General features: G+C 69.2%; 29 protein-coding genes. 13 read left to right on the plus strand and 16 right to left on the minus strand.

Features of this window, described 5'->3' with window-relative positions; translation table 11 throughout:
• The 4 genes from BIU99_RS12045 to BIU99_RS12060 all read right to left on the minus strand — a co-directional run bounded on the left by BIU99_RS12045 (position 1) and on the right by BIU99_RS12060 (position 4,343).
• A complete protein-coding gene (locus tag BIU99_RS12045) occupies positions 1 to 1,014 on the minus strand; it encodes a LacI family DNA-binding transcriptional regulator (protein WP_071261407.1) in 1,014 nt (337 codons plus the stop codon).
• 73 nt (positions 1,015 to 1,087) lie between these two features.
• Complete coding sequence (locus BIU99_RS12050) at positions 1,088 to 1,990, minus strand: carbohydrate ABC transporter permease (protein WP_079000706.1); 903 nt, start codon at positions 1,988 to 1,990, stop codon at positions 1,088 to 1,090.
• 4 nt (positions 1,991 to 1,994) lie between these two features.
• Positions 1,995 to 2,981: a carbohydrate ABC transporter permease gene (locus BIU99_RS12055; RefSeq protein WP_079000704.1), complete on the minus strand. Its 987-nt coding sequence runs from the start codon at positions 2,979 to 2,981 to the stop codon at positions 1,995 to 1,997.
• Positions 2,982 to 3,041: 60 nt separating this feature from the next.
• Positions 3,042 to 4,343: an ABC transporter substrate-binding protein gene (locus BIU99_RS12060; protein WP_064295800.1), complete on the minus strand. Its 1,302-nt coding sequence runs from the start codon at positions 4,341 to 4,343 to the stop codon at positions 3,042 to 3,044.
• A gap of 228 nt (positions 4,344 to 4,571) precedes the next feature.
• Here BIU99_RS12060 and BIU99_RS12065 point away from each other — a divergent pair, with 228 nt between their 5' ends.
• Together BIU99_RS12065 and BIU99_RS12070 are read left to right on the plus strand one after the other, a co-directional pair.
• Complete coding sequence (locus BIU99_RS12065) at positions 4,572 to 6,608, plus strand: beta-galactosidase (protein WP_071261408.1); 2,037 nt, start codon at positions 4,572 to 4,574, stop codon at positions 6,606 to 6,608.
• Positions 6,609 to 6,836: 228 nt separating this feature from the next.
• Positions 6,837 to 8,126 (plus strand): HNH endonuclease signature motif containing protein, encoded by a 1,290-nt coding sequence (locus BIU99_RS12070; RefSeq protein WP_071261409.1) that lies wholly within the window; start codon positions 6,837 to 6,839, stop codon positions 8,124 to 8,126.
• Between the two features lie 210 nt (positions 8,127 to 8,336).
• Here BIU99_RS12070 and BIU99_RS12075 read toward each other — a convergent pair whose 3' ends face one another.
• Positions 8,337 to 9,137, minus strand: coding sequence for a sugar phosphate isomerase/epimerase (locus BIU99_RS12075; RefSeq protein WP_071261410.1), 801 nt, complete (start codon positions 9,135 to 9,137; stop codon positions 8,337 to 8,339).
• A gap of 188 nt (positions 9,138 to 9,325) precedes the next feature.
• Here BIU99_RS12075 and BIU99_RS12080 point away from each other — a divergent pair, with 188 nt between their 5' ends.
• On the plus strand, positions 9,326 to 9,514 hold the full coding sequence (locus BIU99_RS12080) for a hypothetical protein (RefSeq protein WP_064295796.1): 189 nt from the start codon (positions 9,326 to 9,328) through the stop codon (positions 9,512 to 9,514).
• A gap of 20 nt (positions 9,515 to 9,534) precedes the next feature.
• On the opposite strand, the gene BIU99_RS12085 is transcribed toward BIU99_RS12080, so the two are convergent.
• Positions 9,535 to 9,738, minus strand: a complete 204-nt coding sequence (locus tag BIU99_RS12085) for a three-helix bundle dimerization domain-containing protein (protein WP_064295795.1) — start codon at positions 9,736 to 9,738, stop codon at positions 9,535 to 9,537.
• Between the two features lie 214 nt (positions 9,739 to 9,952).
• Here BIU99_RS12085 and BIU99_RS12090 point away from each other — a divergent pair, with 214 nt between their 5' ends.
• Together BIU99_RS12090 and BIU99_RS19965 are read left to right on the plus strand one after the other, a co-directional pair.
• Positions 9,953 to 10,396 (plus strand): YciI family protein, encoded by a 444-nt coding sequence (locus BIU99_RS12090; RefSeq protein WP_064295980.1) that lies wholly within the window; start codon positions 9,953 to 9,955, stop codon positions 10,394 to 10,396.
• A gap of 22 nt (positions 10,397 to 10,418) precedes the next feature.
• The gene (locus BIU99_RS19965) at positions 10,419 to 10,562 is read left to right on the plus strand and encodes a hypothetical protein (RefSeq protein ID WP_153303341.1); all 144 of its coding nucleotides are present in this window, start codon (positions 10,419 to 10,421) and stop codon (positions 10,560 to 10,562) included.
• 36 nt (positions 10,563 to 10,598) lie between these two features.
• Here BIU99_RS19965 and BIU99_RS12095 read toward each other — a convergent pair whose 3' ends face one another.
• The 5 genes from BIU99_RS12095 to BIU99_RS12115 all read right to left on the minus strand — a co-directional run bounded on the left by BIU99_RS12095 (position 10,599) and on the right by BIU99_RS12115 (position 16,499).
• Positions 10,599 to 11,246 (minus strand): DUF805 domain-containing protein, encoded by a 648-nt coding sequence (locus tag BIU99_RS12095; protein ID WP_083397321.1) that lies wholly within the window; start codon positions 11,244 to 11,246, stop codon positions 10,599 to 10,601.
• Between the two features lie 52 nt (positions 11,247 to 11,298).
• Positions 11,299 to 13,281 (minus strand): glycoside hydrolase family 127 protein, encoded by a 1,983-nt coding sequence (locus BIU99_RS12100; protein WP_071261411.1) that lies wholly within the window; start codon positions 13,279 to 13,281, stop codon positions 11,299 to 11,301.
• Between the two features lie 2 nt (positions 13,282 to 13,283).
• Positions 13,284 to 14,207, minus strand: coding sequence for a carbohydrate ABC transporter permease (locus BIU99_RS12105; protein ID WP_371263800.1), 924 nt, complete (start codon positions 14,205 to 14,207; stop codon positions 13,284 to 13,286).
• A 2-nt stretch (positions 14,208 to 14,209) separates the two neighbouring features.
• Positions 14,210 to 15,127 (minus strand): carbohydrate ABC transporter permease, encoded by a 918-nt coding sequence (locus BIU99_RS12110; RefSeq protein ID WP_064295793.1) that lies wholly within the window; start codon positions 15,125 to 15,127, stop codon positions 14,210 to 14,212.
• A gap of 76 nt (positions 15,128 to 15,203) precedes the next feature.
• Positions 15,204 to 16,499 carry a sugar ABC transporter substrate-binding protein gene (locus BIU99_RS12115; protein WP_064295792.1) on the minus strand — a complete coding sequence of 432 codons (1,296 nt, stop codon included), beginning with the start codon at positions 16,497 to 16,499 and terminating at the stop codon, positions 15,204 to 15,206.
• A gap of 159 nt (positions 16,500 to 16,658) precedes the next feature.
• Between BIU99_RS12115 and BIU99_RS12120 the strand changes: the two genes are divergently transcribed.
• Positions 16,659 to 17,705 carry a LacI family DNA-binding transcriptional regulator gene (locus BIU99_RS12120; RefSeq protein WP_071261412.1) on the plus strand — a complete coding sequence of 349 codons (1,047 nt, stop codon included), beginning with the start codon at positions 16,659 to 16,661 and terminating at the stop codon, positions 17,703 to 17,705.
• Between the two features lie 70 nt (positions 17,706 to 17,775).
• Complete coding sequence (locus BIU99_RS19970; protein ID WP_175484387.1) at positions 17,776 to 18,045, plus strand: hypothetical protein; 270 nt, start codon at positions 17,776 to 17,778, stop codon at positions 18,043 to 18,045.
• 29 nt (positions 18,046 to 18,074) lie between these two features.
• On the opposite strand, the gene BIU99_RS12130 is transcribed toward BIU99_RS19970, so the two are convergent.
• Entirely contained in the window at positions 18,075 to 18,653 is a 579-nt protein-coding gene (locus tag BIU99_RS12130) for a hypothetical protein (protein WP_139205424.1), read from the minus strand.
• A gap of 73 nt (positions 18,654 to 18,726) precedes the next feature.
• Here BIU99_RS12130 and BIU99_RS12135 point away from each other — a divergent pair, with 73 nt between their 5' ends.
• A complete protein-coding gene (locus BIU99_RS12135; RefSeq protein ID WP_071261414.1) occupies positions 18,727 to 19,872 on the plus strand; it encodes a hypothetical protein in 1,146 nt (381 codons plus the stop codon).
• Positions 19,873 to 19,938: 66 nt separating this feature from the next.
• Here BIU99_RS12135 and BIU99_RS12140 read toward each other — a convergent pair whose 3' ends face one another.
• Positions 19,939 to 20,505, minus strand: a complete 567-nt coding sequence (locus tag BIU99_RS12140; RefSeq protein WP_071261415.1) for a TetR family transcriptional regulator — start codon at positions 20,503 to 20,505, stop codon at positions 19,939 to 19,941.
• Positions 20,506 to 20,605: 100 nt separating this feature from the next.
• Here BIU99_RS12140 and BIU99_RS12145 point away from each other — a divergent pair, with 100 nt between their 5' ends.
• Positions 20,606 to 21,721: a zinc-binding alcohol dehydrogenase family protein gene (locus BIU99_RS12145; protein ID WP_071261416.1), complete on the plus strand. Its 1,116-nt coding sequence runs from the start codon at positions 20,606 to 20,608 to the stop codon at positions 21,719 to 21,721.
• A gap of 25 nt (positions 21,722 to 21,746) precedes the next feature.
• Here the strand turns inward: BIU99_RS12145 and BIU99_RS12150 are convergent, their stop codons facing one another.
• On the minus strand, positions 21,747 to 22,331 hold the full coding sequence (locus tag BIU99_RS12150) for an NADPH-dependent FMN reductase (protein WP_083397322.1): 585 nt from the start codon (positions 22,329 to 22,331) through the stop codon (positions 21,747 to 21,749).
• A gap of 174 nt (positions 22,332 to 22,505) precedes the next feature.
• On the opposite strand from BIU99_RS12150, the gene BIU99_RS12155 reads away from it, so the two are divergent.
• The 3 genes from BIU99_RS12155 (at position 22,506) to BIU99_RS20415 (ending at position 24,338) form a co-directional block, all read left to right on the plus strand.
• Complete coding sequence (locus BIU99_RS12155) at positions 22,506 to 22,853, plus strand: type II toxin-antitoxin system RelE/ParE family toxin (protein ID WP_071261417.1); 348 nt, start codon at positions 22,506 to 22,508, stop codon at positions 22,851 to 22,853.
• 5 nt (positions 22,854 to 22,858) lie between these two features.
• Entirely contained in the window at positions 22,859 to 23,164 is a 306-nt protein-coding gene (locus BIU99_RS12160; protein ID WP_071261530.1) for a helix-turn-helix domain-containing protein, read from the plus strand.
• Between the two features lie 85 nt (positions 23,165 to 23,249).
• Positions 23,250 to 24,338 carry a GrpB family protein gene (locus BIU99_RS20415; RefSeq protein WP_083397323.1) on the plus strand — a complete coding sequence of 363 codons (1,089 nt, stop codon included), beginning with the start codon at positions 23,250 to 23,252 and terminating at the stop codon, positions 24,336 to 24,338.
• 51 nt (positions 24,339 to 24,389) lie between these two features.
• On the opposite strand, the gene BIU99_RS12175 is transcribed toward BIU99_RS20415, so the two are convergent.
• Entirely contained in the window at positions 24,390 to 25,664 is a 1,275-nt protein-coding gene (locus BIU99_RS12175; protein ID WP_071261419.1) for a threonine/serine exporter family protein, read from the minus strand.
• A 50-nt stretch (positions 25,665 to 25,714) separates the two neighbouring features.
• Positions 25,715 to 25,921 carry a hypothetical protein gene (locus BIU99_RS12180; protein WP_071261421.1) on the minus strand — a complete coding sequence of 69 codons (207 nt, stop codon included), beginning with the start codon at positions 25,919 to 25,921 and terminating at the stop codon, positions 25,715 to 25,717.
• Positions 25,922 to 26,068: 147 nt separating this feature from the next.
• On the opposite strand from BIU99_RS12180, the gene BIU99_RS12185 reads away from it, so the two are divergent.
• Entirely contained in the window at positions 26,069 to 26,281 is a 213-nt protein-coding gene (locus BIU99_RS12185; RefSeq protein ID WP_064295385.1) for a DUF2945 domain-containing protein, read from the plus strand.
• The last annotated feature ends 41 nt before the right edge of the window (positions 26,282 to 26,322 follow it).

Below are 26,322 nucleotides of genomic sequence, written 5' to 3' on the forward strand. Positions count from 1 at the left end.
CTACGCCGAGTCGCGGACCACGAGTTCCGTCGGGAGCGTGATCGCCGCGGGCCGCTCGCCCTCGATGACCTGGAGGAGCAGTCGCACCATCTCGGCGCTGATCCGCTCGAACGGCTGACGCATCGTCGTGAGGGCCGGGTCGGTGCCGACCGCGATGCTCGAGTCGTCGAAGCCGCCGACGGCGACGTCCTCCGGCACGCGTCGGCCGGCGGTTCGCAGAGCGTCGATGGCGCCGGCGGCCATGCGGTCGTTGGCCACGAAGACGGCGTCGATCGTCGGGTCGGCCTCGAGTAGCTCGCGCATCGCCGCCTCACCACTCGCGCGGCCGTAGTCGCCGTGCCGGACGAGCCGGTCGTCGTACGCCTCGCCGAGTTCGAGCCGGTAGCCCTCGAGCCGTGTGACGCCGCCCGGGGTGTCCTCGGGTCCGGCGATCGTCGCGATCCGCGTCCGGCCGAGCCCACGCAGGTGCGCGACCATCTCTCGGGCGCCCTCGAGGTCGTCCGCGGCCACGTACCCGAGGCGCTTCTGGAACCCGAGCGGGATGCCGCACGCGATGGCCGGGACCTTCGAGTCCACGATGTCGCTGATGAGCCGCTGTCCGCTGTGCGCCGAGACGAGCAGCACGCCGTCGACGTGACCCGCCTCGATGTAGGCGAGAGCCCGCTCCTGCTCGGCAGCACTGCCCGCCATGATGAGCACGAGCGACAGCTGCCGTTCGGCGAGCGCCTGCGCGGCCCCCGTCAGCAGCATCGAGAAGTTCGGGTCCTCGAAGAGCAGCTGGTGGTCCTCGGTGAGGAGGAACGCGACCGATCCGGTGCGGTTCGTCGCGAGGCTCCGCGCGTGCGGGTTCACGCGGTAGCCGGTCTTCCGGATCGCCGCGTCCACCGCCGCCTTCGCGTCCTGGCTGACCCAACGCCCGCCGTTCAGCACCCGCGACACCGTGCCGCGGGAGACACCGGCGGCCTCCGCGACGTCGTCGATCGTCGGGCGCCGACGGGACGGGACGGTGGTCATCCCGTCAGCCTAGTGCTGAGGCTTCGCGCACGACGGCGGCACGTTCTGCTGCCACCGCGCGGGCCACGGCGGCTCACGCCTTCACGGCACCGGCCGCGAGGTCCACCCGCCAGAAGCGCTGCAGGATGAGGAAGATCAGGATGAGCGGCACGATGGCGAGCAGGGCACCCGTGATCACGAGGGTGTACAGCGCGGGGGCGGAGGCGCCCTGGTTGAGCAGCCCGTTGAGGCCGACGGTGATCGGGAACAGCGAGTCGTCGCCGAGCATGATGTACGGCAGCATGAAGTTGTTCCAGATGGCGACGAACTGGAACAGGAAGATCGTCACGAGTCCGGGCAACATCATCGGCATCGCGATGCGTCCGAAGATGCGGAACTCGCCCGCGCCCTCCGTCCTGGCCGCCTCGATGACGTCGGTCGGCACCGCTGCGGCCGCGTAGATGCGGGCGAGGTAGATGCCGTACGGGCTGATGATCTGCGGCAGGAGCACACCCCAGAAGGTGTTCGTCAGCCCGACGTTCGCCAGCAGGAAGTACTGCGGGATCGCGAGGATGACCCCCGGCACGAGCACGCCCATGAGCAGGATGCTGAAGACGGTGCGCTTGCCCGGGAAGTCGAACTTGGCGAGCACGTAGCCCGAGATCGCGGAGACCCAGGTGGAGGCGATGGCGCCGATGCCCGCGTAGAGCGCGGTGTTCACCATCCAGCGCCAGAAGAGTCCGTCGCGGTACTGGGTCAGCTCGACGATGTTGTCGAACAGATGGGTGCTCGGCACGAGGGTGAAGGTGGAGAACAGTTCGCCGCTGCTCTTCGTGGAGGCCATGAGCACCCAGAAGACGGGGAAGAGGCAGTAGATCGCGCCGAGGATGAGGATGCCCGTCGAGATGCCGCTGGGCCGGTCGGAGCGCATGGTCGTGCTGCCGGCGCGTTCGCGGCGTCGCGCACCGGCGGGTCGGTCGAGTCGAAGCGTGGTCATGGTGTCAGTCCTCCTGACCGAAGGCTCGCTTCTGCACGACCCGGAGGAAGAGGAAGGAGACGATGAAGGTGGCGACGGCGATGATGATCGAGGTCGCGGCGGCCGAGTAGATGTCGTCACGGGTGAACGCGTCGCGGTAGACGAGCATGAGCGGCGACCAGCTCGTGGAGAGGCTGTTCGTGAGTGGCCGCAACGTCGTCGGCTCGGCGAACACCTGCAGGGTGGCGACCATCGAGAACAGGGCCGTCATGACGAGCGCTGGGGCGACGATCGGGATCTTGATCCGCAGTGCGATCTGGATCTCGCTCGCGCCGTCGATGCGGGCGGCCTCGTAGATCTCACTCGGCACGGCCTTCAGCGAGGTGTAGATGACGATCATGTTGAAGCCGACGCCACCCCAGAGCGCGATGTTCGCGATGCCGAAGATGATGGTCCCCGAGGACAGGATCTCCGGGGCGTCCCAGCCGAGGCTGTCGAAGATCGCGTAGAAGGGGCTCACAGCCGGGAGGTAGAGGAAGCCCCAGAGCAGCGAGCTGATCACCGCGGGCACCGCGTATGGCAGGAAGATCGAGATGCGCGAGAACGAGACCGCCCGGGTACGACGGGAGTCGAGCAGCAGGGCGAAGAGCAGGGCGAGTCCGAGCATGCACGGGATGAGGATGAGGCCGTACAGCAGCACTCGTCCGACACTCGCCGCGAACTCCGGGTCGTTGAAAGCGCCGAGGTAGTTCTCGAAGCCCGCGAAGGCGGTCGTGCGCGCGCCGGAGCCGAGGCCGAGCCCCGTGACCTGCTTCTTCTGGAAGCTCAGGAACAGCGTGTAGACGATGGGCGCCGCCATGAACACCAGGAACAGGATGATGCCGGGGGCGAGCATCGCGTACGGGATGAGCACCCGACTCTTCAGGTTCTTGCGCGATCGGGCCGGCGGGCGCGAGCCCGTCGGTGGATCCTGGGTGGGCCGGATCGTGTCCAGCGCGGATGGTGCAGCCATGCCGATTCCTTGGGTCGAGGGCGGGGAGCGGGGCCGGCTCGATGAGCCGGCCCCGTGGGACTACTTGACCGAGAAGCCGCTCTTCTTCAGGTCGTCGATGGTGATGGACTGCATCGCGGCGACGGCGTCGGAGAACGCCTGCGCGGTCTTCGCCTCGGCCGCCTTCGCGAACTCGTCGTTGTAGGCGCTGAAGGCGACGTTGACGTTCGGGCCGTAGGTGAACGGCGCGACGGTCTCGGAGGCCTTCGACGCGATGTCGTAGAAGTCGCTCTGCTGGCTGAAGAACTCGGGCGACGTCTTCAGGGCGTCGGCGGCGACCTTCGTCGCGGCCGGGTAGACCCCGGACACGTCGGCGAGCGCGGCGACGGCCTTCGGGTCGGTGTTCAACCAGGTGGCGAATTCGACCGCGGCTTCGGCGTGCTTCGACTGAGTCGTCACCGCGGTGGACGACCCACCCCAGTTGCCGTTGGAGGGCTTCGAGGCGTCCCACTGCGGCAGCTCGGCCGCGGTCCACTTGCCGGCCGTGTCGGGGGCGTTGCCGCCGAGGACGCCGGGTGCCCAGACGGAGGAGATCCAACCGACCTGCGAACCGTCGTTCAGCCCGGCGTTCCACTCGGGCGTGTACATCGGCTTGTTGTCGATCGCGCCCTCCTCGACGAGTCCGCCCCAGTACGAGGCGACCTGCTCGGTCGGGCCGGCGTCGATGTCGACTCCCCAGCTGTCGCCGTCGATCGACCACCACGAAGCACCCGCCTGCTGCGCGAGTCCGGCGAACCAGCCGGCGTCGTTCGCGGAGAAGGTGCCGAGGTACTTCGTCGGGTCGGCCTGGTGGACGGCCCGGGCGACCTGTGCGTACTCGTCCCACGTCGTCGGCACGCTGAGGCCGAGGCTGTCGAGGATGTCGGTGCGGTAGTAGGCCATCATGGGGCCGGAGTCCTGCGGGACGGCGTAGACCGCATCGCCACCGAGCGTGACCGAGTTCCACACGCCGTCGGAGAAGTCGTCCTTGAGATCGGCTGCGCCCTGCTTCGAGATGTCGGCGAGCGCGTCGGACGCCACGAGCGTCGGGATCTTCTGGTACTCGGCCTGGATGAGGTCGGGAGCGCCACTGCCGGCCTTGATGGCCGTGAGCAGCTTGGTGATGGCGGGGTCGCCGCCGTCCTGCTTCTGCACGACCACCTGGATGTCGGGGTGGTCCTCGTTCCACAGCTCCACGACCTGCTCGAGGTTGGGCGCCCAGGCCCAGTAGGTGAGTTTGACGGGGCCGGACTCCGTGCCGCCCGAGGATGCCGAGCATCCGGAGAGCAGTAGGGCCGTCGTGGCGACCGTGGCGATGCCGATGTGGCGAAGCGTGCTGCGCATTCGTCCTCCTTGTCGAAAGCTGGGGCGCTCTGGTGCGGGGCAGCGACGCTTCGATGGAGAACGTCGTTGTACCTGTGAGCGGTTACAGTTATTCACAACCGTTTCACGTTGTCAACATCGAAAATCCTTCGAAATGTGTCGCACGAGTCTGTGATAGAACTGGGAGCGCACACAGCCAGGCGATCGAATGGATTCGCTCTCGGCCCACTGAGTCACAGGAGACGCAGCATGACCATCGAGCTCGACCCGCTCACCGCACGGGCCACCTGGATCCCCGGCACCACCGGCCTCCGCTACGGCGGCGACTACAACCCCGAGCAATGGCCGCGGGAGACCTGGCTCGAGGACATCGCCCTCATGCAGGCGGCCGGTGTCGACCTCGTGAGCGTCGGGATCTTCTCCTGGGCGGTCCTCGAACCGCGCGAGGGCGAATACGACTTCAGCTTCCTCGACGACATCATCGGTCTGCTGCACGAGGCCGGCATCTCGGTCGACCTCGCGACACCGACGACGGTGCCACCGGCCTGGTTCTGGAAGCGCCACCCCGAGGCTCACCCGGTCACCCGCGAGGGACTGCGGCTCGGCCACGGCTCACGCGGCATCGCGAGCCCCAGCTCCCCCGCCTACCGTCGCGCCGCAGCCGCGATCACCGAGCAGCTCGCCGCCCGCTACGGATCACACCCGGCCGTCGTCCTCTGGCACGTGCACAACGAGTACGGCGCACCGATCAGCGAGGACTACTCCGACGGCTCGGTGCTCGCCTTCCGGGCGTGGTTGCAGCGGCGCTACGGCTCGATCGAAGCACTCAACGCCGCCTGGGGCACCCGCTTCTGGGGGCAGGACTACGGCGATTGGGACGAGATCGACGCACCGCGCGTCTCGGCCTCCGTCGTCAACCAGACGCAGCGACTCGACTTCGCCCGCTACACCTCGGACATCCTGCTTGAGTGCTACGTCGCCGAGCGCGACATCATCAAGCGGTACGCACCGGAGACCCCGGTGACGACGAACTTCATGGCCACGAACTGTCGCTCGATCGACTACTGGGCCTGGAGCCGCGAGGTCGACATCGTCGCCAACGACTACTACCTCGTCGCGGAGCGGGAGGACAACCACATCCTGCTCGCGCTCGACTCGGACCTCACCCGCTCGCTCGCCGGCGGCGACCCGTGGATCCTCATGGAGCACTCCACCTCGGCGGTGAACTGGCAGCCGCGCAACATCGCGAAGCGCGCGGGCGAACTCGCCCGCAACAGCGCCAGCCACCTGGCCCGCGGGGCCGACGCGATCCTCTACTTCCAGTTCCGCGCCTCGCGGTACGGCGCGGAGAAGTTCCACTCGGCGATGCTCCCCCATGCCGGCACGGAGAGTCGTATCTGGCGTGAGGTCATGGCTCTCGGTCATGACCTCGGCAAACTGGACGAGCTGGTGGGCTCCCGGGTGCGCAGCGAGGTCGCGATCCTCTGGGACGTGCAGTCGTTCTGGGCCCAGGACCTCGAGTGGCGCCCGTCGGTCGAGCTCGACCATCGCGAGCGTGTCGAGGCCTATTACGCCGCCCTCTGGCGGGCTGGCGTCACCGTCGACTTCGTGCACCCGCACGACGACCTGAGCGGCTACCGCCTCGTCCTCGCCCCGTCGTTGTACCTGGCGGACCGCGAGACCTCCGAGAACCTCACCGCGTATGTCGAGGGCGGCGGCGCCTTCGTCGTGTCGTACTTCTCGGGCGTCGTCGACGAGCACGACGCCGTCTGGGAGGGTGGCGCACCGGGAGCGTTTCGTCGGGTGCTGGGCCTCTCGGTCCCGGAGTTCCTGCCGTTGCACGAGGGAGAGACCGTCCAGCTGGACGACGGACGGACCGGCTCGAGCTGGAGCGACGACATCGTGCTCGAGGGAGCCGGGGCCGTGTCGGGCTACGTCACCGGCCCCGCCGCCGGTCAGCCCGCGGTGACCCGCAACCGGTTCGGCGCCGGCACCGCCTGGTACGTCTCCACGAAGCTCGACGAGGCCGGACTGTCGGAGCTGCTGTCCGAAGCCTTGGAGCAGGCAGCCGTCGACGCGCCGCCGGTACCGCCGCTCGGGCTGGAGATCGTGACCCGCTGGGGCGAGGAGGCGTCGTTCACGATCGCGATCAACCATGGCGACGAGGATGCGCAGCTCACGACGACCGGTGCGGTCGAGCTCCTGACGGGCGAGCCGGTGGTCTCGGGTGCGGTGGTCATCCCGGCGGGTGCGTTCCGCGTGATCCGGACCCCGCTCGGCGGCTGAGCGAGGAGCGGGCTCGGGCGCCCGTCGACAGGCTCGGGGACCGGATTCCCGTTCACAATCACACCCGTCGACAAGCTCAGGGACCGGGGTCCCGGTCACTGAGCCACACACCCGGTCACTGAGCCTGTCGAAGTGCGACCCCGCTCCACATCCCGACCGCTCGTCGAATCCGTCGGGGCCTCGTCACTGACCATCTCGAATGTCAGTGGTCCGTGGTGGACTGGAGTCATGACCGAGACCTCCACCACCCTCCCGGTGCGCGCGGTGGACGTCTTCGAAGAGCGCCTCGCGCAATTGTCCGACGAGTTCGCCGGCATCGCGCGCGAGCGTGCAGCACTCGACGCCCGGGAGGCTCGTCTCCTCGCGAGGTCGGCAGCCCTGGCCGACGCCATGGCGGACAGCCTCGTGTCGCACGACGAGACGCCCGCACAGCGGAAGGCGCTCATCCGTCGTTCCACCTGTGCGACGCTCGCCATGGCGACGCGTGCCTCCGAGCAGACCCTGCACCGAGCCACCGGCGATGCCGAACGGCTCGTCGCCGATGCCCCGGCCGTCCTCCGTGCGCTGGAAGACGGTCGCATCTCGAGCCGGCACGCGCGGACCATCACCGACCAACTCCAAGACATCCCGGTGCACGGGCGAGCCGCGTTCCTCGAAACGGTCCTCTCCATCGCGGAGCAGTCCACCGTCGCACGACTGCAGCACCAGGCCCGCACCCTCCGCGAGCGACTGCACCCGGAGTCCATCACCGTGCGGGCGGCCCGGTCCGAGGCCGACCGTCGGGTGGAGATCGAGCCTGCAGCAGACGGCATGGCGTGGGTTCATCTGTTCACCACGGCGCCCGTCGCCGTCGCGATCGGAGAACGCCTCGACGCGCTCGTCGGTGCCGCCCACCTGACGGACGACGACCGCACCTGTCAGCAGCTGCGCGCCGACGCGCTCGGCTCGCTCTGCATCAGCGGTACCACCTCGGCCGACCAGACCGACCCCGAGGGCCGGCGCTCACCGATCGCCCGGCCGGTGGAGGTGCTCGACGACATCCAGCCCACGGTGAACCTCACCGTGCCCGTGCTCAGCCTCCTGGGGCTGAGCGAGGCCCCGGCGACCCTCGACGGCTACGGCCCGATCGACGCCGAGACCGCGGCGCGGCTCGCGGTCAACGCCCCCTCGATGACGAGGGTGCTCACGCACCCGGAGACGAGTGCGGTCGTCTCCGTCGGGCGGCAGCAGTACCGCGTGCCGGCAGATCTGCAGCGAGCGGTCCGCCTCCGCGACGTCACCTGTCGCGCGCCGGGTTGCGGGAGACGGGCTCGGGCCTGCGATCTCGACCACTCCGTCGCCTGGGCCGAGGGAGGCACGACGAGTGTCGGCAATCTGGCGTGCGTCTGCCGACATCACCACCGACTGAAGCATCTGCCCGGGTGGTCGCTCGACCATCGACCCGATGGCGTCCTCGAGTGGACCACACCCGACGGCAGGCGACACCGCACGGAACCGGACGCGGTCCCGCCGTTCTGAGTGCCGGCCGCCGAACCGACCCCGGTCACTGAGCTTGTCGAAGTGCCCCGAACACACCTCCACGCCCAGAACACGCCACACCGTGGGCCCTTCGACAGGCTCAGGGAACGGGTGTCTCGGTCACTGAGCTTGTCGAAGTGCCCCGAACACTCGTCCACGCCTAGAACACGCATCCCCGCGGGCCACCGAGCCTGTCGAGGTGCTGCGCGCCTACTTGTCGTGCTCGGCGAGCCAGGCGTAGGACTCGGCGACGCCGCCGAAGATCTCCTTGCTGTAGCCGTCGAACTCCACGACGCGGGTCGCGTGCGGTGCGGCGGCGAGGATCGCCGGGATGTCGACCTGGCCCTGACCCGCGGGCTGCTGGTTCGCGAACGCCTGGGCGAGCGCGTCGGGCACGACGAGCGCGCTCTCGCTGCTCGGCAGCGCGGTGGCGATGTCACCGGAGATGATGCCGTCCTTGATGTGCAGGAACTGCACGCGGTCCCCGAGCGAACGGAGGAACGCCGGGGTGTCCGCTCCACCGACCGTCGACCAGAAGGTGTCGATCTCGAGGACGACCTCGGGCGACAGCTGCTCGACGAAGAGCTCGAAGATCGGGCGCCCGTCGACGTGGGTCGAGAACTCCCAGTTGTGGTTGTGGTAGCCGAACTTCAGGCCGGACGCCGCCGCCTGGACGGCGAGCTCGTTGACGCGCTCGGCGAGACGTGCCGCGTCGTCGGCGGTCTGCCAGCGGTCGGTGGGGATGAACGGGTCGATGACCGTCCCGACCCCGAGCCGCGACGCCGCATCGAACGCGACCGCCGGGTCGGCGGCGTCGATGACGGGCGCGTGGCCGGACGGGGCCGTGACGCCGGCGGCGGCGAAGGCGGTCTCGAACTCGGCCGCACGCTCGACGAACGCATAAGGTTCGACCTTCGTGAAACCGATCTCGGCGATGCGGGCGACGGCGCCCTGCAGGTCCTCGGCGATGGCGTCGCGGACGGTGTACAGCTGCACGGACGGTGCGCTCATGGGTACTCCTTCGTAGCTTCGGGCGGGCACCGACGGGCGCTTCCCCACCTGTCTCACACGGCACGGAACCGCTTCTGTCGACTCGTCGACAAAAGTACCCGAGGTGAGTCTACCGACTGAGACTGGACGCGCGGGTGGCCGGGCACTCATAGTCTGGAGATTCGACCGACCATCAGCGAGGGGGCACCATGGCAGACCTGGACCGGACGAGGCGGAGATCACCACGCCGTGCGATCGTCATCATCGGTGTCCTGGTCCTGGTCGCCGTCGTCGTCTATGCGCTGACCCTGAACCCGAACGTGTTCACCCTGCTCGTCGTCTGCATCGTCATCGTGGTCGCGATCGAGGCGCTGACGAGCAGACCCCACCGGCCGTAGTCCGACTCGGGCCGGGACCGCTACTTCTCGGAGCGCTTGAGCGACTTCTTGACCGCACGCTCGGCGAGGACGGTCACGTAATCCTGGACCGGACGCTCAGCGAGCGCGCTGACCTCTTCGCGCACGAGCTCACCGATCCGAGCGGAATCGACCCCCGAGTACTTCTCGCTCAACTTCGCGGTGAGCTGACGGATGATCTCTTCGTGGTCGATCTCAGTTGCCATGGACCCAGTATCGACCCACAGTTGTTGCCTGGGCTGTGAACGTCGACCTCCGTCCGCCGCTGTTCTCCGGCCGGACACCTGATCGCCGCGCTCCGTTCACCCTCCCCGTCGGGCACCCGCCGAGGATATTCTGACCGCGATGTCGATCTCCGAGTTCGCCGTTCGACGTCAGAGTGAGGCGGGCGATCGGCGCCCCCGACGACAGGAGAAGACGATGTCGAGATACATGCTCATCATGCGCAACAGTGAGTCCGTCGAGAAACTCGAGGACATGGACTTCGAAGCGGTCATCAACGCGATGGGCGCCTACAACGAGTCGATGATCGACGCCGGCGTGATGGTCGGCGGTGACGGCCTCACCGATGCCGCGCAGGGTGCCGTCGTCGAGTTCACGACCGAGGCGCCGATCGTCACCGACGGCCCCTACGGCGAACTCCACGAGCTCTTCAACGGGTTCTGGACCATCGAGGTCGCCACGCGCGAGGAGGCCATCGAATGGGCGAGCCGCGCTCCGCTCGGCCCCGGCAACAAGATCGAGGTGCGCCGCGTGACCGACGAGACGGACTTCGCCGACCACGCCGACAACGAGTACCTCCAGAAGGAGAAGGAGTGGCGGGCGCAGGAAGGTGTGGCGAAGCCGTCGGTCGACCCGGCCTGAGCACGACCGGCGCGAGACGGACATGACCGGCGCCGGCAGGACCGGCACCGGCGCGGAGGACGACGACGAGGAGGCGCGCTCGGACCTCCTGACCGCCGCGCACCTCGCAGCGAACGACCGCGAGCGTGAGGTCCTGCTGCGGAAGGTCGCCGCACTACCGCAGTGAATCGCGTCTCCTGCGACCTCAGCGTCCGGACGACACCTATGAGGGGCGATCGAAGCGCTGCCCCTCGGGCTTCGACGGCAGCAGCATGAGGACGAGGACGATGATGCTCCCGACCGACGGCACGAGGGTGAGGAAGTAGTAGGGGCCGGGGAACCCTGCATCGTGCAGGCGCCGCCAGGCGATCGCCAGACTCGGCACGATGAGCGCCACCCAGGCGACGAGCAGCAGCACGACGCCGGCGATGAGCAGGACGCGCACGCCGAACCCCATGGGCCCAGGGTCCGCGAAGTCGTATCCGCTCCCCGACAGGTCTCGCTCCTCTGCAGCGGCCGCTGCCGCGGAGACAGCGGTCATGATCGCGCCGACGGTGATCAGCAGCGTCGGGACGAGCATCAGGAGCGTCGTCAGCAGCGAACTCCACCAGTACTCACTGAGCGATGCACGACCCGAGAAGTTCGCGTACTGCTTGAAGAACCGCTTGGTCGCCTGACGGAACGTCGCCCCGTAGAGCGGCAGCGTCAGGTCGTCCGGCGAGCTGGCGCCCCGGGGCGGGGGCGCGACCCACTGCGGCTGGCCGTGCGGCGCCTGGCCGTACGGCGCCTGGCCGTACGGCGCCTGGCCGTAGGGTGCCTGGCCATACGGCGGCTGGCCAGAAGGGACCTGAGGGTTCGGAGGATACGTCATGGCTGCTTCCGGATCGCTGGTCGACGAGACACCAGTATGACGCGCTCCGCCCTCACGCCCGGGCGATCGGGATCCAGACACGCATCGTGGACGGCCCGCGCTCGGCCCAGGAATGGTACGGCGCGATGCTCGCGGTGAACGTCTCGTCGGCTCCCGTCGCGACGAAGGCGTCGCCGTACGGCCAGGCGGTGTCGGCGAGACTCCGGGTGCGCAGCTCGATCGACAGCCGACCGTCCGCGTCCTCGACGGGGACGACACCCTCCCCCACCTCGATGCGGGCGATCGTCTCGTCACCGCCCGGGAGGTCCACCGACTCGACGCAGTAGACCTCGGGTCCGCGCTCGATCGCGACGCTGCCACGGATGGCGTCCACGCGAGGATCCGGCAGGGTGACCCGCGGACGGACGCTGAACGTCAGCTCCACGACGTCACCGGGGACGAAGGACCGCTCGACGTCGGCGTAACCAGGGGTGACGGCACGATCCACGGAGGCACCGTCGACGGGTCGGACGGTCACCACCGCGTCATCAGCCCACGACGGCACGCGCAGCGAGACGGTCACCGGTGCGCTCGGCGCCTCCACGATGCGCACGGTGACGACGCCGGATCGCGGATAGTCCGTCGCGAGTTCCGCACGGAAGCGCCCTCCGTGCTCGCCGTCGATGACCGTGTCGATCGTCGCCGACGCGAACTGGTGGATCTGCACGCCGCGGTCGTCGCTCGTGGCGACGAACGCCGCCAGGCTCGCGAGCGTCCGGGCCACATTCGGTGGACAGCACGACACGTCGAACCACGGCGCACGCTCGGAGGACGACGCCCGCGGCGACACCTCGTCGTCCGGACTCGACTCCCCCGGCGTGCGCTGGTGCAGGGTGTTGGCGTAGAAGAACGCGGTGCCGGCGGCCGACGGCGAGGTCGCGACGACGTTGTACAGGACGCGCTCGATGTGGTCGGCGTAGCGGACGTCGCGGTCTTCGAGCAGCAGCCGCCAACTGAACATGATCGATGCGATGCCCGCACAGGTCTCGGAGTACGCGCGGTCGGACGGCAGCTCGAAGTCCTCGCCGAACGCCTCGTCCTGGTGGTGCGATCCTTGACCGCCGGTCAGGTAGGTGCGGCGCGCGATCGTCCGGCCCCACTGGCCGCGGAGCGCGTCGAGCAGGCCGTCGTCGCCGTGCTCGACCGCGATGTCGGTGGCACCGGCCGCGAGGTAGTTCGCGCGGACCGCATGGCCCCGCAACGCCTCCGCCTCGCGGATCGGCACGTCGTCCTGGAAATACGCGCGGCCCCACTCGATGTCCTGGAGCACGCCGGTGCCGCGACGCTCGACGAACAGCGACGCGAGTTCGAGGTAGCGCGGCTCGCCCGTCACCCGTGACAGCTCGGCGAGCCCCACCTCGACCTCGGCGTGCCCGCACACCGACTGGATGCCGTCGGTGCCGAAGACCTCGCAGATGAGGTCCGCAGCCCGCGTCGCGATCCCGAGGAGCCCGTCGTCGGAGCCCGGGCTCGTCCGCTCCCGGGCGACGGCCGCCTGGAAGAGGTGGCCGAGGCAGTACAGCTCGTGCCCCCACTCGAGATCCGACCAGCGCTCACCCTGACCCGGGCGACCGAAGCGGGTGTTCACGTACCCGTCGGCCTCCTGCGCGGCGGCGACCCGGTCGACGATCGCGCGGAACCGCGACTCGAGCGCTTCGTCACCGCCGAGCCGTCCGAGCTCCCACGCGACGGCCTCGAGGTACTTGTAGACCTCGGAGTCGGCGAACTCGCGTCCGCGGCGCCCCTCCGGAAGGGTCCCGGCGGCGGCGAGGTCGAAGTTGCGGAGCCACCCCTCCCGCTCGAGCCAGTGCTCGACGTGCGGCAGCGTCGCCGTGCCGTTGACCTGCTGGCGGTCGGCCCAGAAGCCGTCGGTGATGCGCACCTCGTCGAGGCCGAGCGGCGTGAGCGCGCCGGTGGTGGGGACGACCGGGGCTGCGACGGTCACCGACGTCGTTGGCGTAGTGGGCGTGGTGCTGGTGGTGGTGGTGGTGCTCATGGTTACCCCTTGAAGGCGCCGGACATGAAGCCGCGCACGTAGTGACGTTGGAGGATGAGGAAGAGGAGGATGCACGGCAGCGCGAGGACCACGACGCCGGCTTCGGTCGCGCCGTAGTCGACGACGCCCTGGACCTGGCCGCGCAGGTTCGAGACCGCGAGCGGCAGGGTCATCTTCGCCGAGTCGTTGATGAGGATGAGTGGCGCCATGAAGTCGTTCCACGCCGCGAGGAACGCGAACAGGCCGACCGTGATCAGCCCCGGCTTCACGGCCGGCACGAGGACCTTCCACAGCACGCTCCAGGACGTGCAGCCGTCGACCATCGCGGCCTCGTCGAGCTCCTTCGGGATCGACTCGAACGCGATCCGCATCATGAAGGTCGAGAACGGCAGCTGGAACATGGTGAGCACGAGCGCCACGCCGACGAGCGAGTTGGAGAGCCCGACCAGGTTGAGCAGCACGTAGAGCGGGATGAGCAGCGTCGCGTACGGGACCATCAGGATCGCGATGGTGGCGAGGAACAGGGCGTTCTTGCCGCGGAACTGGAACCTCGCGAACGCGTACCCGCCGAACAGCGAGATGACGAGCGTGAGGATCACGGTCAGCAACGAGACGAACACGGAGTTGCCGATGTACTGCAGGATGCCGTCCTGGTACCCGGCGAGGGTGATGTAGTTGCCGAGCCCCCACCCCTCGGTCTGGTTCGTACCGGCGAGCGGCGACACCGAGCGGACGGCGGTCCAGACGAGCGGGTAGAGGAAGATCACGGCGAGCGCCGCGGTGAAGATCCAGAACGGCATCCGGATGGCGATACCGAAGAAGTTCGTCGGCTTCCCGTCGCGTCCGCGGCCGCGCGTGCGCCCGTGACCACGGACATCGGGCATCGTCGAGGTGACGGTGGCCGGTTCCTTTCGGGTGATGGTCATGCTCAGTCCTCGACCTTCTTGCTGAACGCGCGGATCTGCACGATGTTGATGACGATGAGCGCGGCGAGTACGATGACCGACAGCGCGCCGGCGACGCCGAGGTTGTTCGGGCCCTGGAACGCCACGTTGTAGATGAGCTGCACGATGGTGATCGTGCTGTTGTCGGGACCGCCCTTGGTGAGGATGTAAAACTGCTCGAACGCGAGGAGTGAGCCGGTGACGCACATCACCGTCGTGAGGGCGAGGGTCGGCTTCAGCAGCGGGACGGTGATGTCGCGGAAGGTCTGCCAGCGGGATGCACCGTCGATGCGCGCCGCCTCGTAGACCTCCTCCGGGATGCCCTGCAGGCCCACGAGCATGAGCAGCATGTAGAACCCGGCGAAGCGCCAGACGATGAGGAACACCGTCGACCAGAGCGCCGCGTCCGGGGTCCCGAGGAAGGTGAAACCCATGGCCTTCGTGAGGTCGGCGAACGGGCCCGCGATCGGCGAGTACAGCACGTAGAAGAGGAGTGACGCCGAGGCGAGGCCGAGGGCGCTCGGGATGAGGAACGCGGTGCGGAGGAAGCCCTTCCACCGGCTGGACTCCTGCACGAGGAGCGCGAGGCCGAGGCCGAGGCCGATGAGCAGGACCGTCGCGATGGCCGTGTACTTGAGTGTGAAGACCACCGAGTCGAGGAAGAACCGGTTGTCGATCGCCTTGGGGAAGTTCTCGGGGAGGTTCCACCCCTGGTTGCCACCGAGGAGCGGCCAGTCGGAGGCGGCCATCTGGAACACGAGACCGAGCGGGACGAGGAACAGGAGGATGACGAACACGGCGGTGGGGAGCGCGAACAACCAGCCGGTGCGGGCGTGCACGGCGCGACGCTTCCTGGCACCGACCGAGTCCGTCGGGCCTCGTCTGGCGAGGGTGGTACTCATGGGTGGACCTTTCAAGACGAGTTGGTGCCGGTGCGCCGTCGCAGTGAGGGATGCGGCGGCGCACCGGCGGATCGGACTACTGCGAGAGCACGTCCGTGATCGCGTCGTTGTCGGCGTCGACCGTGTCGGAGCCCTCGAGGACCGCGTTCCGCACGAGCGTCAGCCACGGGCTGGTCGGCGAGTTGAAGGCCTCCTGGAAGTTCAGCGAGTACGGGGTGTCGCCCTTCGAGGCGACCTCGTTGATCGTGACGAGGCGCGGGTCCTTGCTCGAGTACTCGTTCTCGGCGAGGTCGGAGCGGGAGACGACGTCGTTGTCCTTCGCGAGGACACCGACCTGCGCGTCCTCGGACATCAGCCAGCTGAGGAAGTTCCACGACTGTGCGGCCTTCTTGCTGTCCTTCGAGACGCCGATCCCGTCACCGCCGACGAAGGTCGAGTCGCCGCCCTTCGGGCCCGGGATGCCGGACACGCCCACGTCGAACGGGGTGGATGAGAGCAGCGTCGCCGGGTACGGCATGACGCCGACCTTGCCCTCGGTGAAGCCGGCGGTCCAGGTGGGTCCGGCCTCGTCCTTCGAGGACGGGAGCACGGCGCCCGACTTCCAGAGGTCGGCCCACGTGCTGTAGACCTCCTTGGCGCCGTCCTCGGCGAGGAGCGACTCGGTGCCCTCCTCGTTCATGACCTGCTCGCCGTCGGCCCACACGCTGGGGAACCAGGTGAAGACGAGGCAACCGCCGCAGTTGAGGCCGGTCGCGGTGCCGTAGGTGTCGGGCTTGTCGAGGGCTTGGACGGCCTTCGCATCCTCGGCGAACTCGGCCAGCGTGGTCGGGCCCTGCTCGGGGTCGAGCCCGGCCTCCTTGTAGAGCTCCTTGTTCCAGAACAGCATCGAGAGGTCGAGGACGAACGGGAGGACGTGCTCCTTGCCGTCGGAAGTGCCGGCGGCGAGGTGGCCCTGGTTGATCTCGTCCTTGAAGTCGAGCCCGTCGATGTTCGCGGTGAGGTCCTGGAACAGGCCCTGCTCGACCCAGTTCGGGACGTACACGATGTCGGCGGCGAACAGGTCGGGGAGGCTGTCGGAGCCGGCCGCCGCACCGACCTTCGCGACGTAGTCGTCGTTCGGGACCACGGTGAGCTTCACCTGGTTCTCGTGCGAGGCGTTGTAGGCCTCGACGAGGAGCTTCGCCTGCTTCTCGAGTGGGGCGCGGGTCCAGAGCGTGAGCTCGGATCCATCGTCGACGCCCTCGGGCCCGGCGCTGGCGAGTGGGGAACTGCCACCGCCCCCGGAGGAACAGGCGGCGAGGCCGACGAGGAGGGCGCTGGCGGCCAACACCCCTCCGACCCGCTGCATCCGTCTGGTGTGCGTGCTGCGCATGGTGACTCCTCTGACTCATCGTTGAGCGGACCGGTCGGGCCCGGCGGTACATGGGAGGTTTTCGAAACTATCGAAACGCCTTTCGGTAAAGCTAGCCTGGGATCGGTGTAGCGTCAAGAGCGAAGTCCGGTAACGTTTCGGAAACGAAGAGGGGGAGCAATGCCAGACAGTGATGTCGGTGCTTCGGTGACCGGTACCCCCGGCCGAGCGGCGACCTTGGGCGACGTCGCCCGGATCGCAGGCGTCTCGATGGCCACCGCTTCAAAGGCCATCAACGGACGGAGCGAGGTCGCCCCGAAGACGCGACAGCGGGTGCTCGACGCCGCGAAGGAGGTCGCCTTCACCCCCAACGAACTCGCCCGGAGCCTGATCAACGGGCGCACCGGCACCGTCGGCCTCCTGACGAGCGACCTCGAGGGCCGCTTCGTCATCCCCATCCTCATGGGCGCAGAGGACGCGTTCGGCGCCGGGCAGGTGAACGTGTTCCTGTGCGACGCCCGCGGGGACGCCATCCGCGAACAGCACCACCTGAACGCGCTCCTCACCCGGCGCGTCGACGGCATCATCGTCGTGGGCCGCACGACGGACCCACGCCCCTCGCTCGGCCACAAACTGCCCGTCCCGGTCGTCTACGCCTACGCGCCGTCCGACGACCCGACCGACGTGTCGATCACCCCCGACAACCGCGACGGCGGGCGCCTGGCCGTCGAGCACCTCATCGCGTGCGGCCGTTCCCGCATCGCGATGATCACGGGCGAACCGCAGTACGCGGCGGCCAGGGACCGCGTGACGGGCGTGCAGAACGCCCTCGCCGCGGCGGGTCTGGACCTCGTCGGCACGCCGATGTTCTCGGAGTGGACCGAGCATTGGGGTCGCGATGCGGCGGCGCTGCTGCTCGCACAACACCCGGAGATCGACGGCATCGTCGCCGGTTCCGACCAGATCGCCCGCGGCGTCCTCGACACCGTCCGCGACCTCGGGCGCGACGTCCCGAGCGACGTCGCCGTCGTCAGCTTCGACAACTGGGAGATCCTGGCCACCAACTCGCGGCCGGAGCTGTCGTCGATCGACGCGAACCTGCAACAGCTCGGCCGACTCGCCGCCACCCGCATCTTCGAGGCGATCGAGGGCACGGACGTCGCGCAGGGTGTCGAGTATCTGCCGGGCCGCCTCGTCCTCCGCGGTTCCACGATCCCGAGGCGCTGAGGTCCGGCCTGACGCCGATACTCGCCGCGCGGGTGATGCGACAGCCGTCGGACATCGCTACGGTCGAGCCATGGACAGCTCAACCGTCATCATGATCGTGGTCCTCGCCGTCGTCGCGGTCATCGTCGTCACGATCACCGTGCAGGCCGGACGACGTGCCGGCGGGTCGAAGCATCGCGGTGGTACGACGTCGGACTCCGGCATGCCGTTCATCGTCGGCAGCGACGGTCACCACGGCGGTGGCCACCACGGCGGCTCCGACTCCGGCGGTTGGGACGGCGGCGGCGGTGGCGACTCCGGCGGCGGAGGAGACGGGGGCGGTGGGGGCGGCGGCGACTGAGCGGTCGACTCCGTGATCACCTCGGCCGATCAGCGGCGTCGCTGCTGCTTCGAGCGGCGCTTCGGCTTCGTGCGCGGCTTGCGCTTCGATGGCGGCACAACCGCGTCCCCCTCGCCCGAGCGCTTCCGGCGCGAGACGTCGACGCCGCCTGCCGGTCCACCGATCCACATCGGCACCCCACTCCCCCAGCCGGCGACGAAGAACAGCACCCCGCCGACGACCAGTCCGGCGACCCCGACGACCTGCCAGATCGCCTCGTCATAGATCACGGGCCCGACGGCCTGACCGTCGAAGAGCAGATGGAACCCGTTGTTCACGACGACGACGAGCAGCGTCAGCCACCCCACACCGAACACCGTGCCGGCCACCCACCCCCATGAGGCGATCGCCAACCCGCCCAGAACCGCTGCCGCAGCGACGGGCACGCCGAACGCCACGAACAGGACGATCGCGACCCAGGACTCTGCACTGTCGCCGCCGATGGCGGCCAAGACGATAGCGACGACGACGAGCAGCACCACGGAGGCGATGAGCGCGCCAGTCCACGTCGTGATGCGCCGTCGACTCATCCGGTACGGGTTGGCGGTGGACGATTCCCGGTTCGGCATGGCTCCATCCTCGACCATCGGAGGCCCCGCCGCCCGCCGGACGACGAGCGCGGCGTCGCGATAGCCTCCCTGCATGGGGGAATCACGAGGCGCCCGCGCGCGCCGGAACGCACGTCGGGCGATCGCCGTCGGACTCGGCGCGATCACAACCGCCGTTCTGCTCACCGGATGCGGTTCGAGCGCCGGCGCCGACGCGGCACGAGCGTCGATCATCGAGGCCGTCGAGGGCCTGCCCGATGTGGCGGACGTCACCGGAACGGTCGAAGCGTCGAACGGCGGCGGGCTGGAGACGTATTACAACGCCAGGATCACCGTCGAGATGGACGACGGCGCTCCGCCCGAGTCCTACACCGACGTCGCGACGGCGGCTGCCCGGTCGACCGATGGCAAGGAATCCGGCGAGGTGATCGTGGAGGATGCCGCGGGTGGTTCGGTCACATTCGACACCGGTGCACCGCGGAAGACGATCGACGCGACCGTGACGGCCTGGCGCGACTGGGCGGCCGACCCCGATCCGGTCGCGGTCGATGCGGTCCAGGTCGCATCAGTCGAGGTCGAGCTCATCGCGATCTCCGCCCGCGAGAACCGGCCGGCATCGTCCGAGCTCAAGGTCTTGTTCCTGTACGCCGACCCGCTGACGCCGACGGATGCCGCGCGACTGGTGGGCGGGTTCCAGGCAGAGCTCCCGAAGCCGCTGGCGTCCGCGGACATTTCGCTCGTGTTGACCAACCCCGACCCCGGATCCGCAGGCGTGCACGTCCTGGCATGGGGCCTGCCGGTACCGACATCCGTGCTGGAGACCATCGCGGCGATCGAGGGGACGACCGCCGCCCTCGGACCCGTCGGGGGCTCGGTGACAGCCATCGATTGGTACGGGCAGCAGCATGATCGCGGCCGCGACCGGCCCGATGAGCTCCGCATCGCGGTCGCGTTCCTCGAGGACGCGCGACTCGGAGGAGCGCCCCTCGCGGAGCTGCAGGCGAGTCCGCAGTGGGCGGCCTACCAGCAGGTGACGACGCTCGCGAACACCTCGGAGACGACCATCTCGTTCACGATGAGCGCTGACAATCCGCGGATCGCCGGCTTCACGGCCCAGCCGTGCGGGAGTGCCGACGACGAGCTGGACGCACCACGCGACCCCAGCGAGGCTGACCGGGCGATCGCAGCCTGGTGGCTCGCCCAGGCGCCAGCCTGTCCGGGTGTCGGTCGGCACGAGTGAGGAGGGTCACGTCGGCGTGAACCGGGCCGGGGCGCGCCGAACCTCGCTCGGTCGACGCCCTGGTGATCAGCGACCCGCGAGTTCGCCCAGTCGGGCGCGCATCGCACGGAGCACGTCGACGAGGAGCACGTCGTCCGGTCCGGCGAGCCACTGCTCGAGGGAGGCGTCGAAGAGTGCCGAACCGATGGACGCGGCGAGCGCCGCGTCGGCTGACGTGACACCACTCTCCACGAGGGCGTCGCGCATCGCGTCGGTGAGGACCGCCGACTTCAGCCGTTCCCGCTCGCGCAGCTGCGGCTCCGACCGGATGATGGCGCGGCGGGCGGCGATGTCGTCCCGCCAGCGCTGCAGCTCGCCGGCAGCCACGGTCTCGAGGCCGGACATCACGAGCGCGAGCGCGTCGAGTCCTGGTGGCGCCGCAGCGACCAGCCGTCCGACCACGGTCGGGAGCTCTCGCTCGCGGAGGAAGAGCACGTCGCGCTTGTCGGCGAAGTGGCGGAAGAACGTGCGGGTGGTGAGCCCGGCGGCTTCGGCGATCTCCGGGACGGTCGTCGCCGTGAAGCCCCGCTCGGCGAACAGCGCCATCGCAGCGCTCTCGAGTCGGAGAGCGGCGTCGGGTGCCCAGCGTGCCATGCGATCAGGATAGCCGATGACACGTCGTGTCGTCAGGTGTAGAGTGATGGCACATCATGTCGTCATCACGACATCCACCCGCATGCTTCCTGGAGACCCCATGCCGACGAACACCGCAGCCTGGCTGCCAGGACCTCGCGCCGACCTCGTCGTCGGCACCGCCGCGATGCATGAACCCGGCCCGGGCGAACTCCTCATCCGGAACCGTGCGGTCGCGGTGAACCCGCTCGACGACGTCAAGCAGCGGACCGGGAACCTCATGTACCGGTGGCTGCCGGTGCCCGCCGTGCTCGGTGAGGACGTCGCAGGCGAGGTCGTGGCCGTCGGGTCGGACGTCCGTCGCTTCGCCGTGGGCGACCGCGTCGTGGCCTACGCGGTCGGCATGGAGCGCGGTCGGCGCCATGACGCCGAGGGCGGGTTCCAGCAGTTCACCGTCGTGCGGGCGGACCTTGCTGCCCCGATCCCGGACGGTCTGCGAGACGAAGACGCCGTCGTCCTACCGCTCGGGATCTCCACGGCCGCGACCGCCCTCTTCCAGCGCGACCACCTCGCACTCCCCCACCCCTCGGAGCACCCCACACCCACCGGGACGACCGTCGTCATCTGGGGCGGCGCAACAAGCGTCGGGAGCAACGCCATCCAGCTCGCGGTCGCCTCCGGCCACCGGGTCGCGACCACCGCCTCGCCGCACAACCACGACCGGATGCGCGAGCTCGGTGCCGACCTCGTGTTCGACTACCGCAGCCCGAACGTCGTGACGGATCTCGTCAGCGCCCTCCATGGTTCCTCGGTCGTCGGGGTCCTCGCCGTCGGGACCGGCTCCGCAGAACCCGCCGTCGCCGTCGCCACCGCCACCGGGGCACGCCGCGTCGCACTCGCGAGCCCGTCGGTGTCGTTCGGGTCGCTGCCGCGTCGGGCCGGCCCGAGTCTGACGTTCGTCCGCACCATGACCCGGCTCGTGGCGGCCAACGTCGCGCTCCAGATCCGTGCCCGTCGGGCGGGGATCTCGGCGCGGTACGTGTGGGGCAGCTCGCTCATGACCAACGAGGTCGGGCCGATGCTGTGGGAGGACTACCTGCCGGGCGCGCTCGCCGACGGACGACACGTCTGCGCGCCAGCCCCCGAGGTGGTCGGCGAAGGCCTCGAAGCGATCCAGCCGGCCCTCGACCGACTCCACGGCGGCGTCTCAGCCCGCAAGCTCGTCGTGCGGTTGTGAGGCGCGGGACCGTGGCGCTCCGCCCTCACACTTCCCAGACCGAGCGGTAGCTCCGCTCGGCGAGGAGCCCCGACAGCTCCGCGTGTACGGTCATCGTCTTGGCGAGCCGCTCGGCGCGGTCCGCCTTCAGCACGTCGGGACGCTCCCAGTCCCGCTCCGACAGGTAGGCCGTGTACGGGTTGATGACGCACTTGAAGTCCAGCATGAGCGACTGCCCGAGCGTGGCGGTCGCCATGTAGCTGTGCGGCAGGCCGGCGGCGCAGACGAAGGTCACGACCTTGTCGAACCAGGCGGCGACCCTGCCGTCCTCGCCGGTCGCGCCGGTCGCCTCGATGAGCGATTTCACCGTCGCGGCCGGTGCCCAGTTGTAGACCGGGAATGCGAGGACGACGCCGTCGGCAGCCGTGATCAATGCATGCAGTCGACGGAACGCAGGGCTCTCGAAGACCCGATCGTTGTCGAACGGCGGCAGTTCCATCTCGGCCAGATCGATGACGGACGAGTCATGACCCTGCTCGCGCAGGAGCTCGCTGCTCGCCGAAGCGAGGGTCCGGCTCCGACTCGACGGATCGAGGCTGCAGGAGATCACGGGCAGGTTCAGAGCGGCCATTCCTCTACGCTAGCCCGGCAGCCCACACGGCGAGCGTGGCGGGTGTGCGAGGGTGGAACATGCTCTCGCCGCAGTCACTCAGTGAAGCCGACCGCCGTCTGGTCCGTCACGCCGCCAGGCGCGGCATGCATTGCATGCAGACCTCGTAGGGTCTAAACTGAACCTGCGTGGAGCGTGAACCTCGAACCGATACAACATTGGTTGACGTCTCTCGACTCGGATTCCTACGAGCAGGTCATCGCCGCGATCGAGCTGCTCGAGGAGCGCGGCCCTCAACTGGGTCGTCCGATCGTAGACACGGTGAAGGCCTCCAGACACAAGAACATGAAAGAGCTGCGGCCAGGCTCGTCAGGGCGATCCGAACTGAGGATACTGTTCGCCTTCGATCCCAGTCGGCAGGCGATTCTGCTGGTTGCCGGCGACAAAGCCGGCAACTGGAAGTCCTGGTACACGAAGAACATTCCTGTCGCAGACGACTTGTTCGACGCCCACGTACAACGAATGAAGTCCCAAGGAGAGTGAGCATCATGGCTCTGACACGTGAGCAGCTTCTCGCGGAGCGCCCCGTCGACCGCGAACGCGTGGATGCTCACAAAACCCGGATGCTTGGTGAGATCCGAGCGCATCAGCTACGGGAACTGCGTGAAGCAATGGGTCTGACGCAGATTCAGCTTGCAGAGCGTATCGGTGTCGGACAGCGCCAGGTCTCCAAGATCGAGCATGGAGACCTCGACAACGCGAAGATCGGCACGATCCGGAAGTACCTCGAGGCCGTCGGCGGCGGCTTGGTCATCGAGTACGTCTCTGGCGACCAGCGCGTCCAGGTCGCCTGACGGAGGAGGCCCCAGCGCTTCGCGGCCCAATCGCCGTAACCGGTGACACCCCACGGTGGACCCGGCGGGTGTGCGAGGGTGGAACATGCTCTCGCCGCAGTCACTCAGTGAAGCCGACCGCCGTCTCGTCGCCTCGTGGGCCGCCGATTGCGCCGAGCGGGTCCTGCCGCTGTTCGAAGCGGAGGCGCCGGACGACGATCGCCCACGTGACGCGATCGCCCGCGCCCGCGCGTTCGCCGCCGGCGACCTCGACACCGCCGGGGAGATCCGCCGACGCTTCGTCGCCAACCGGGCCTCGCAGGCGGTGTCCTCACCCGCCGCCAAGGCCGCCGCGTGGTCGGCCGGGCAGGCCGCGGGTGTCGCGCACATGGGAGCCCATGCGCTCGGCGCCGCCGCCTATGCGGTGAAGGCCGCCGAGCTGCGTCAGGCCGGAGCAGGCGCAGCCGAGATCGCCTGGCAGCTCGACCACCTGAGCGACGCGGTCCGGTCGGCGCTCCGCCTCCTGCCGGCGCTCGGCACGGATTCCTCGGGTCCGCTCGGCACCGGGCTGCTGGCCTCGGGAGTGCTCGGCGACAACATCCGTGCCATCCAGAGCGGCTTGCGCCGACGCCCCCGCCGCCCGGACGTCACGACGCTCGAGCTGGTCGGAGGCCCCGAGCCGGTCCGGGTCGAGCTGCACGAGGCCGACCCGGAGTGGCCCGAACGGTACCGGGAGCACCGGCAACGGATCATCGAGGCCCTCGAGACGAACGCGGGCCGGACCAGTACGGTCGATATCGAGCACATCGGCTCGACCTCGGTGCCCGGACTCGCGGCGAAGCCGATCGTCGACATCGTGGTCGCCGTGGAGGACATCACCGCGGAGGAGGACTACCTCGACCCCCTGCTGGCCGCCGGCTACGTGCTGCGCGTCCGTGAACCCCGCCATCGGATGGTGCGGACGCCGGAGCGCGACGTCCACGTGCACCTCTACGAGCAGGGCGCGCCGGAGATCGGCGAGTACCTCCTCCTCCGCGACCACCTGCGGTCCGACGCCGACGACCGCGCGCTGTACGAGCGCACCAAGCGGGAGCTGCTCGGGAGGCCCTGGGACGACATGAACGACTACGCCGACGCGAAGACCGAGGTCATCGTCGCGATCAAGGCGCGAGCGCGGGCAGCGCGGAGCCGCTGACTCGCCCGAGTCTGCACGAATTCGGCACCGTGTCGGACCATTCCGGGCGACTCAGGGACGGGCGGTCGCACGCACCGGCGGGATGACGACCCCCGTCAGGACCGCCGCCGTCTTGACGCCGACGCAGAGGCTGATGAAGACCGTCAGCGCCGCCGTGACCGCTGAGCCCTCGAGCGTCGCGAGCGACACGAGTCCCACGGTGCCCGGCACGAGCATGAGGAGGGCCGGCTGGAACGTGACGTTGGACGGCACCGCCGCCGAGTACCGCTCGACGATGCGAGCGACGACGAACACGAGCCCGGCGGTGAGCCCCGTCGCGACCGCGTTCCCCACGAGCGGGGCGAACAGGACGATGCCCGCGTAGGTCAGCGCCATCACGCAGATGGTCAGCAGCGTCAGGGAGCGGCCCGAGCCGAACGCGATCCCGATCCCGGCCGCGAGCATCACGACGCCGATCCACGTGAACCACAGCGGCGGGACCGACTCCCACCCGACCAGGTCCGAACTCCCACGGACGACCTGACCCACGAGCGCCGTCGATTCGGGGTCGATCGACAGGCCGGTGAGCAGCGCCCCGGCCGAGATTCCGGCCGCCATGAAGGCGAGCACGATGAGCCCGTACATCAGGCGTGCCGAGCCCGTCACGATGTCGGTCGCCGTCAACTCCAGCAGGGCGTTGGTGATGAGTGCGCCGGGGACGAGGATCGCGATCGGCGCGCAGACGGCGAACAGCGGTACTGGGCCGAGATCCATGGCCGATGCGAGCGTCCCGACGAGCGTCGTCGACACGAACGCCGTCACGAACGGGGCGATCGCGACCGCTCCCCGCCACCGTGCCAGCAGGGTGATGACCAGGCCGACGAAGGCGCCGACGAGCATCGATGCGACGATCGCCCACCATGGGCAGCGGAACAGCAGCGCGAGCCCTCCCGCGAGCAGCAGGTTCCCGACCACCCAGTGCATCGACGCATGCGGGCGCGGCGTCTCCCGAATCGACTGGATGCGGGCCGGCAGGTCACCGACCGGCCAGTGTCCGAGCTCGAGCTCGCGCATGAGCCGGTTCGCCCGCGCCGCGCCGCGGAACGACAGCTCGCCGTGGGTGTTGCCGGCCGCGAGCACCGCACCGGTGCGCACGTCGTTCACGATGATGAGCTGCGGCAGCACCGAGAAGGCCAGACCCTCGTCGCCCGATGCGACCGTGGCGCGCTCCAGGGAGTCCCGGACGTCGGTGACGGAGGTGCCGGCGTCGAGGAGGAGGCAGCCGAGCGCGCTGTAGGCGTGCGCAGCCGTCCTGCGGTGCTCATCGGTCGCGGCGGCGTCATTCATCCCGCCAACGGTACGCGAGATTCCAGGGACGCCTGGGGCCGCCGCGGACCTCAGCGGCGGTTGCGGAGCGCGACGGCTCCGGCCACACCGAAGTACAGGCCGCCGAAGATCGGGACGATGACGATCCACCAGAAATGGAAGCCGTGCTCGCCGTGGGCGTTCGCGACGGCGACCGGGATGAGTGCCACCCCGAGTACGACTCCGACGATGCCGATGCCGAGCGCGAGTCGGGGTCTTCCCGGGGTGAACGAGGCCATGGGGACACGCTAGACCTGCGGGGCTCGCGGAGCCCGGGGGATATCCCCTTTCCCTCGCGCGACGCAAGCGCTTGTGCGGCCGCCGTCACGCTGGCATCCTCGCTCACACGTCGCTCGCTCGCGGCGTGTGAGCGCCGAGGAGGCAGCATGGCAGACGTACGAGTGGGCGACCGCGTGTCGTGGGGCACCTCGCAGGGGCGGACGCAGGGGAAGGTCGTCGAGCGGAAGACCGCGGACTTCCAGTTCGACGGCCAGCACTTCACGGCGTCGAAGGACGAGCCCGCGTTCATCGTGGAGTCCGAGAAGACCGGCGCGAAGGCCGCCCACAAGGGCTCCGCGCTGCGCGTCCTGAAGTCCTGAGGCCCTGACCGCGGTCGTCCGGATGTCCGGGCGTACGCGGC

The sequence above is a fragment of the Plantibacter sp. MMLR14_011 genome (assembly GCF_001865025.1).
GTDB lineage: Bacteria > Actinomycetota > Actinomycetes > Actinomycetales > Microbacteriaceae > Plantibacter > Plantibacter flavus_A.

Excerpts from the sequence above, each read along its gene's own strand:
- BIU99_RS12185 (WP_064295385.1), top strand. The coding sequence starts at position 26,069 with ATGGCAGACGTACGAGTGGGCGACCGCGTGTCGTGGGGCACCTCGCAG.
- BIU99_RS12095 (WP_083397321.1), bottom strand. The coding sequence starts at position 11,246 with ATGACGTATCCTCCGAACCCTCAGGTCCCTTCTGGCCAGCCGCCGTAT.
- BIU99_RS12180 (WP_071261421.1), bottom strand. The coding sequence starts at position 25,921 with ATGGCCTCGTTCACCCCGGGAAGACCCCGACTCGCGCTCGGCATCGGC.
- BIU99_RS12050 (WP_079000706.1), bottom strand. The coding sequence starts at position 1,990 with ATGACCACGCTTCGACTCGACCGACCCGCCGGTGCGCGACGCCGCGAA.
- BIU99_RS12150 (WP_083397322.1), bottom strand. The coding sequence starts at position 22,331 with ATGGCCGCTCTGAACCTGCCCGTGATCTCCTGCAGCCTCGATCCGTCG.
- BIU99_RS12075 (WP_071261410.1), bottom strand. The coding sequence starts at position 9,137 with ATGAGCGCACCGTCCGTGCAGCTGTACACCGTCCGCGACGCCATCGCC.
- BIU99_RS19970 (WP_175484387.1), top strand. The coding sequence starts at position 17,776 with ATGGACAGCTCAACCGTCATCATGATCGTGGTCCTCGCCGTCGTCGCG.
- BIU99_RS12130 (WP_139205424.1), bottom strand. The coding sequence starts at position 18,653 with ATGCCGAACCGGGAATCGTCCACCGCCAACCCGTACCGGATGAGTCGA.
- BIU99_RS12065 (WP_071261408.1), top strand. The coding sequence starts at position 4,572 with ATGACCATCGAGCTCGACCCGCTCACCGCACGGGCCACCTGGATCCCC.
- BIU99_RS12080 (WP_064295796.1), top strand. The coding sequence starts at position 9,326 with ATGGCAGACCTGGACCGGACGAGGCGGAGATCACCACGCCGTGCGATC.
- BIU99_RS12160 (WP_071261530.1), top strand. The coding sequence starts at position 22,859 with ATGGCTCTGACACGTGAGCAGCTTCTCGCGGAGCGCCCCGTCGACCGC.
- BIU99_RS20415 (WP_083397323.1), top strand. The coding sequence starts at position 23,250 with ATGCTCTCGCCGCAGTCACTCAGTGAAGCCGACCGCCGTCTCGTCGCC.
- BIU99_RS12100 (WP_071261411.1), bottom strand. The coding sequence starts at position 13,281 with ATGAGCACCACCACCACCACCAGCACCACGCCCACTACGCCAACGACG.
- BIU99_RS12060 (WP_064295800.1), bottom strand. The coding sequence starts at position 4,343 with ATGCGCAGCACGCTTCGCCACATCGGCATCGCCACGGTCGCCACGACG.
- BIU99_RS12090 (WP_064295980.1), top strand. The coding sequence starts at position 9,953 with ATGTCGAGATACATGCTCATCATGCGCAACAGTGAGTCCGTCGAGAAA.
- BIU99_RS12140 (WP_071261415.1), bottom strand. The coding sequence starts at position 20,505 with ATGGCACGCTGGGCACCCGACGCCGCTCTCCGACTCGAGAGCGCTGCG.
- BIU99_RS12105 (WP_371263800.1), bottom strand. The coding sequence starts at position 14,207 with ATGACCATCACCCGAAAGGAACCGGCCACCGTCACCTCGACGATGCCC.
- BIU99_RS12120 (WP_071261412.1), top strand. The coding sequence starts at position 16,659 with ATGCCAGACAGTGATGTCGGTGCTTCGGTGACCGGTACCCCCGGCCGA.
- BIU99_RS12110 (WP_064295793.1), bottom strand. The coding sequence starts at position 15,127 with ATGAGTACCACCCTCGCCAGACGAGGCCCGACGGACTCGGTCGGTGCC.
- BIU99_RS12135 (WP_071261414.1), top strand. The coding sequence starts at position 18,727 with ATGGGGGAATCACGAGGCGCCCGCGCGCGCCGGAACGCACGTCGGGCG.
- BIU99_RS12145 (WP_071261416.1), top strand. The coding sequence starts at position 20,606 with ATGCCGACGAACACCGCAGCCTGGCTGCCAGGACCTCGCGCCGACCTC.
- BIU99_RS12055 (WP_079000704.1), bottom strand. The coding sequence starts at position 2,981 with ATGGCTGCACCATCCGCGCTGGACACGATCCGGCCCACCCAGGATCCA.
- BIU99_RS12070 (WP_071261409.1), top strand. The coding sequence starts at position 6,837 with ATGACCGAGACCTCCACCACCCTCCCGGTGCGCGCGGTGGACGTCTTC.
- BIU99_RS12085 (WP_064295795.1), bottom strand. The coding sequence starts at position 9,738 with ATGGCAACTGAGATCGACCACGAAGAGATCATCCGTCAGCTCACCGCG.
- BIU99_RS12045 (WP_071261407.1), bottom strand. The coding sequence starts at position 1,014 with ATGACCACCGTCCCGTCCCGTCGGCGCCCGACGATCGACGACGTCGCG.
- BIU99_RS19965 (WP_153303341.1), top strand. The coding sequence starts at position 10,419 with ATGACCGGCGCCGGCAGGACCGGCACCGGCGCGGAGGACGACGACGAG.
- BIU99_RS12175 (WP_071261419.1), bottom strand. The coding sequence starts at position 25,664 with ATGAATGACGCCGCCGCGACCGATGAGCACCGCAGGACGGCTGCGCAC.
- BIU99_RS12115 (WP_064295792.1), bottom strand. The coding sequence starts at position 16,499 with ATGCGCAGCACGCACACCAGACGGATGCAGCGGGTCGGAGGGGTGTTG.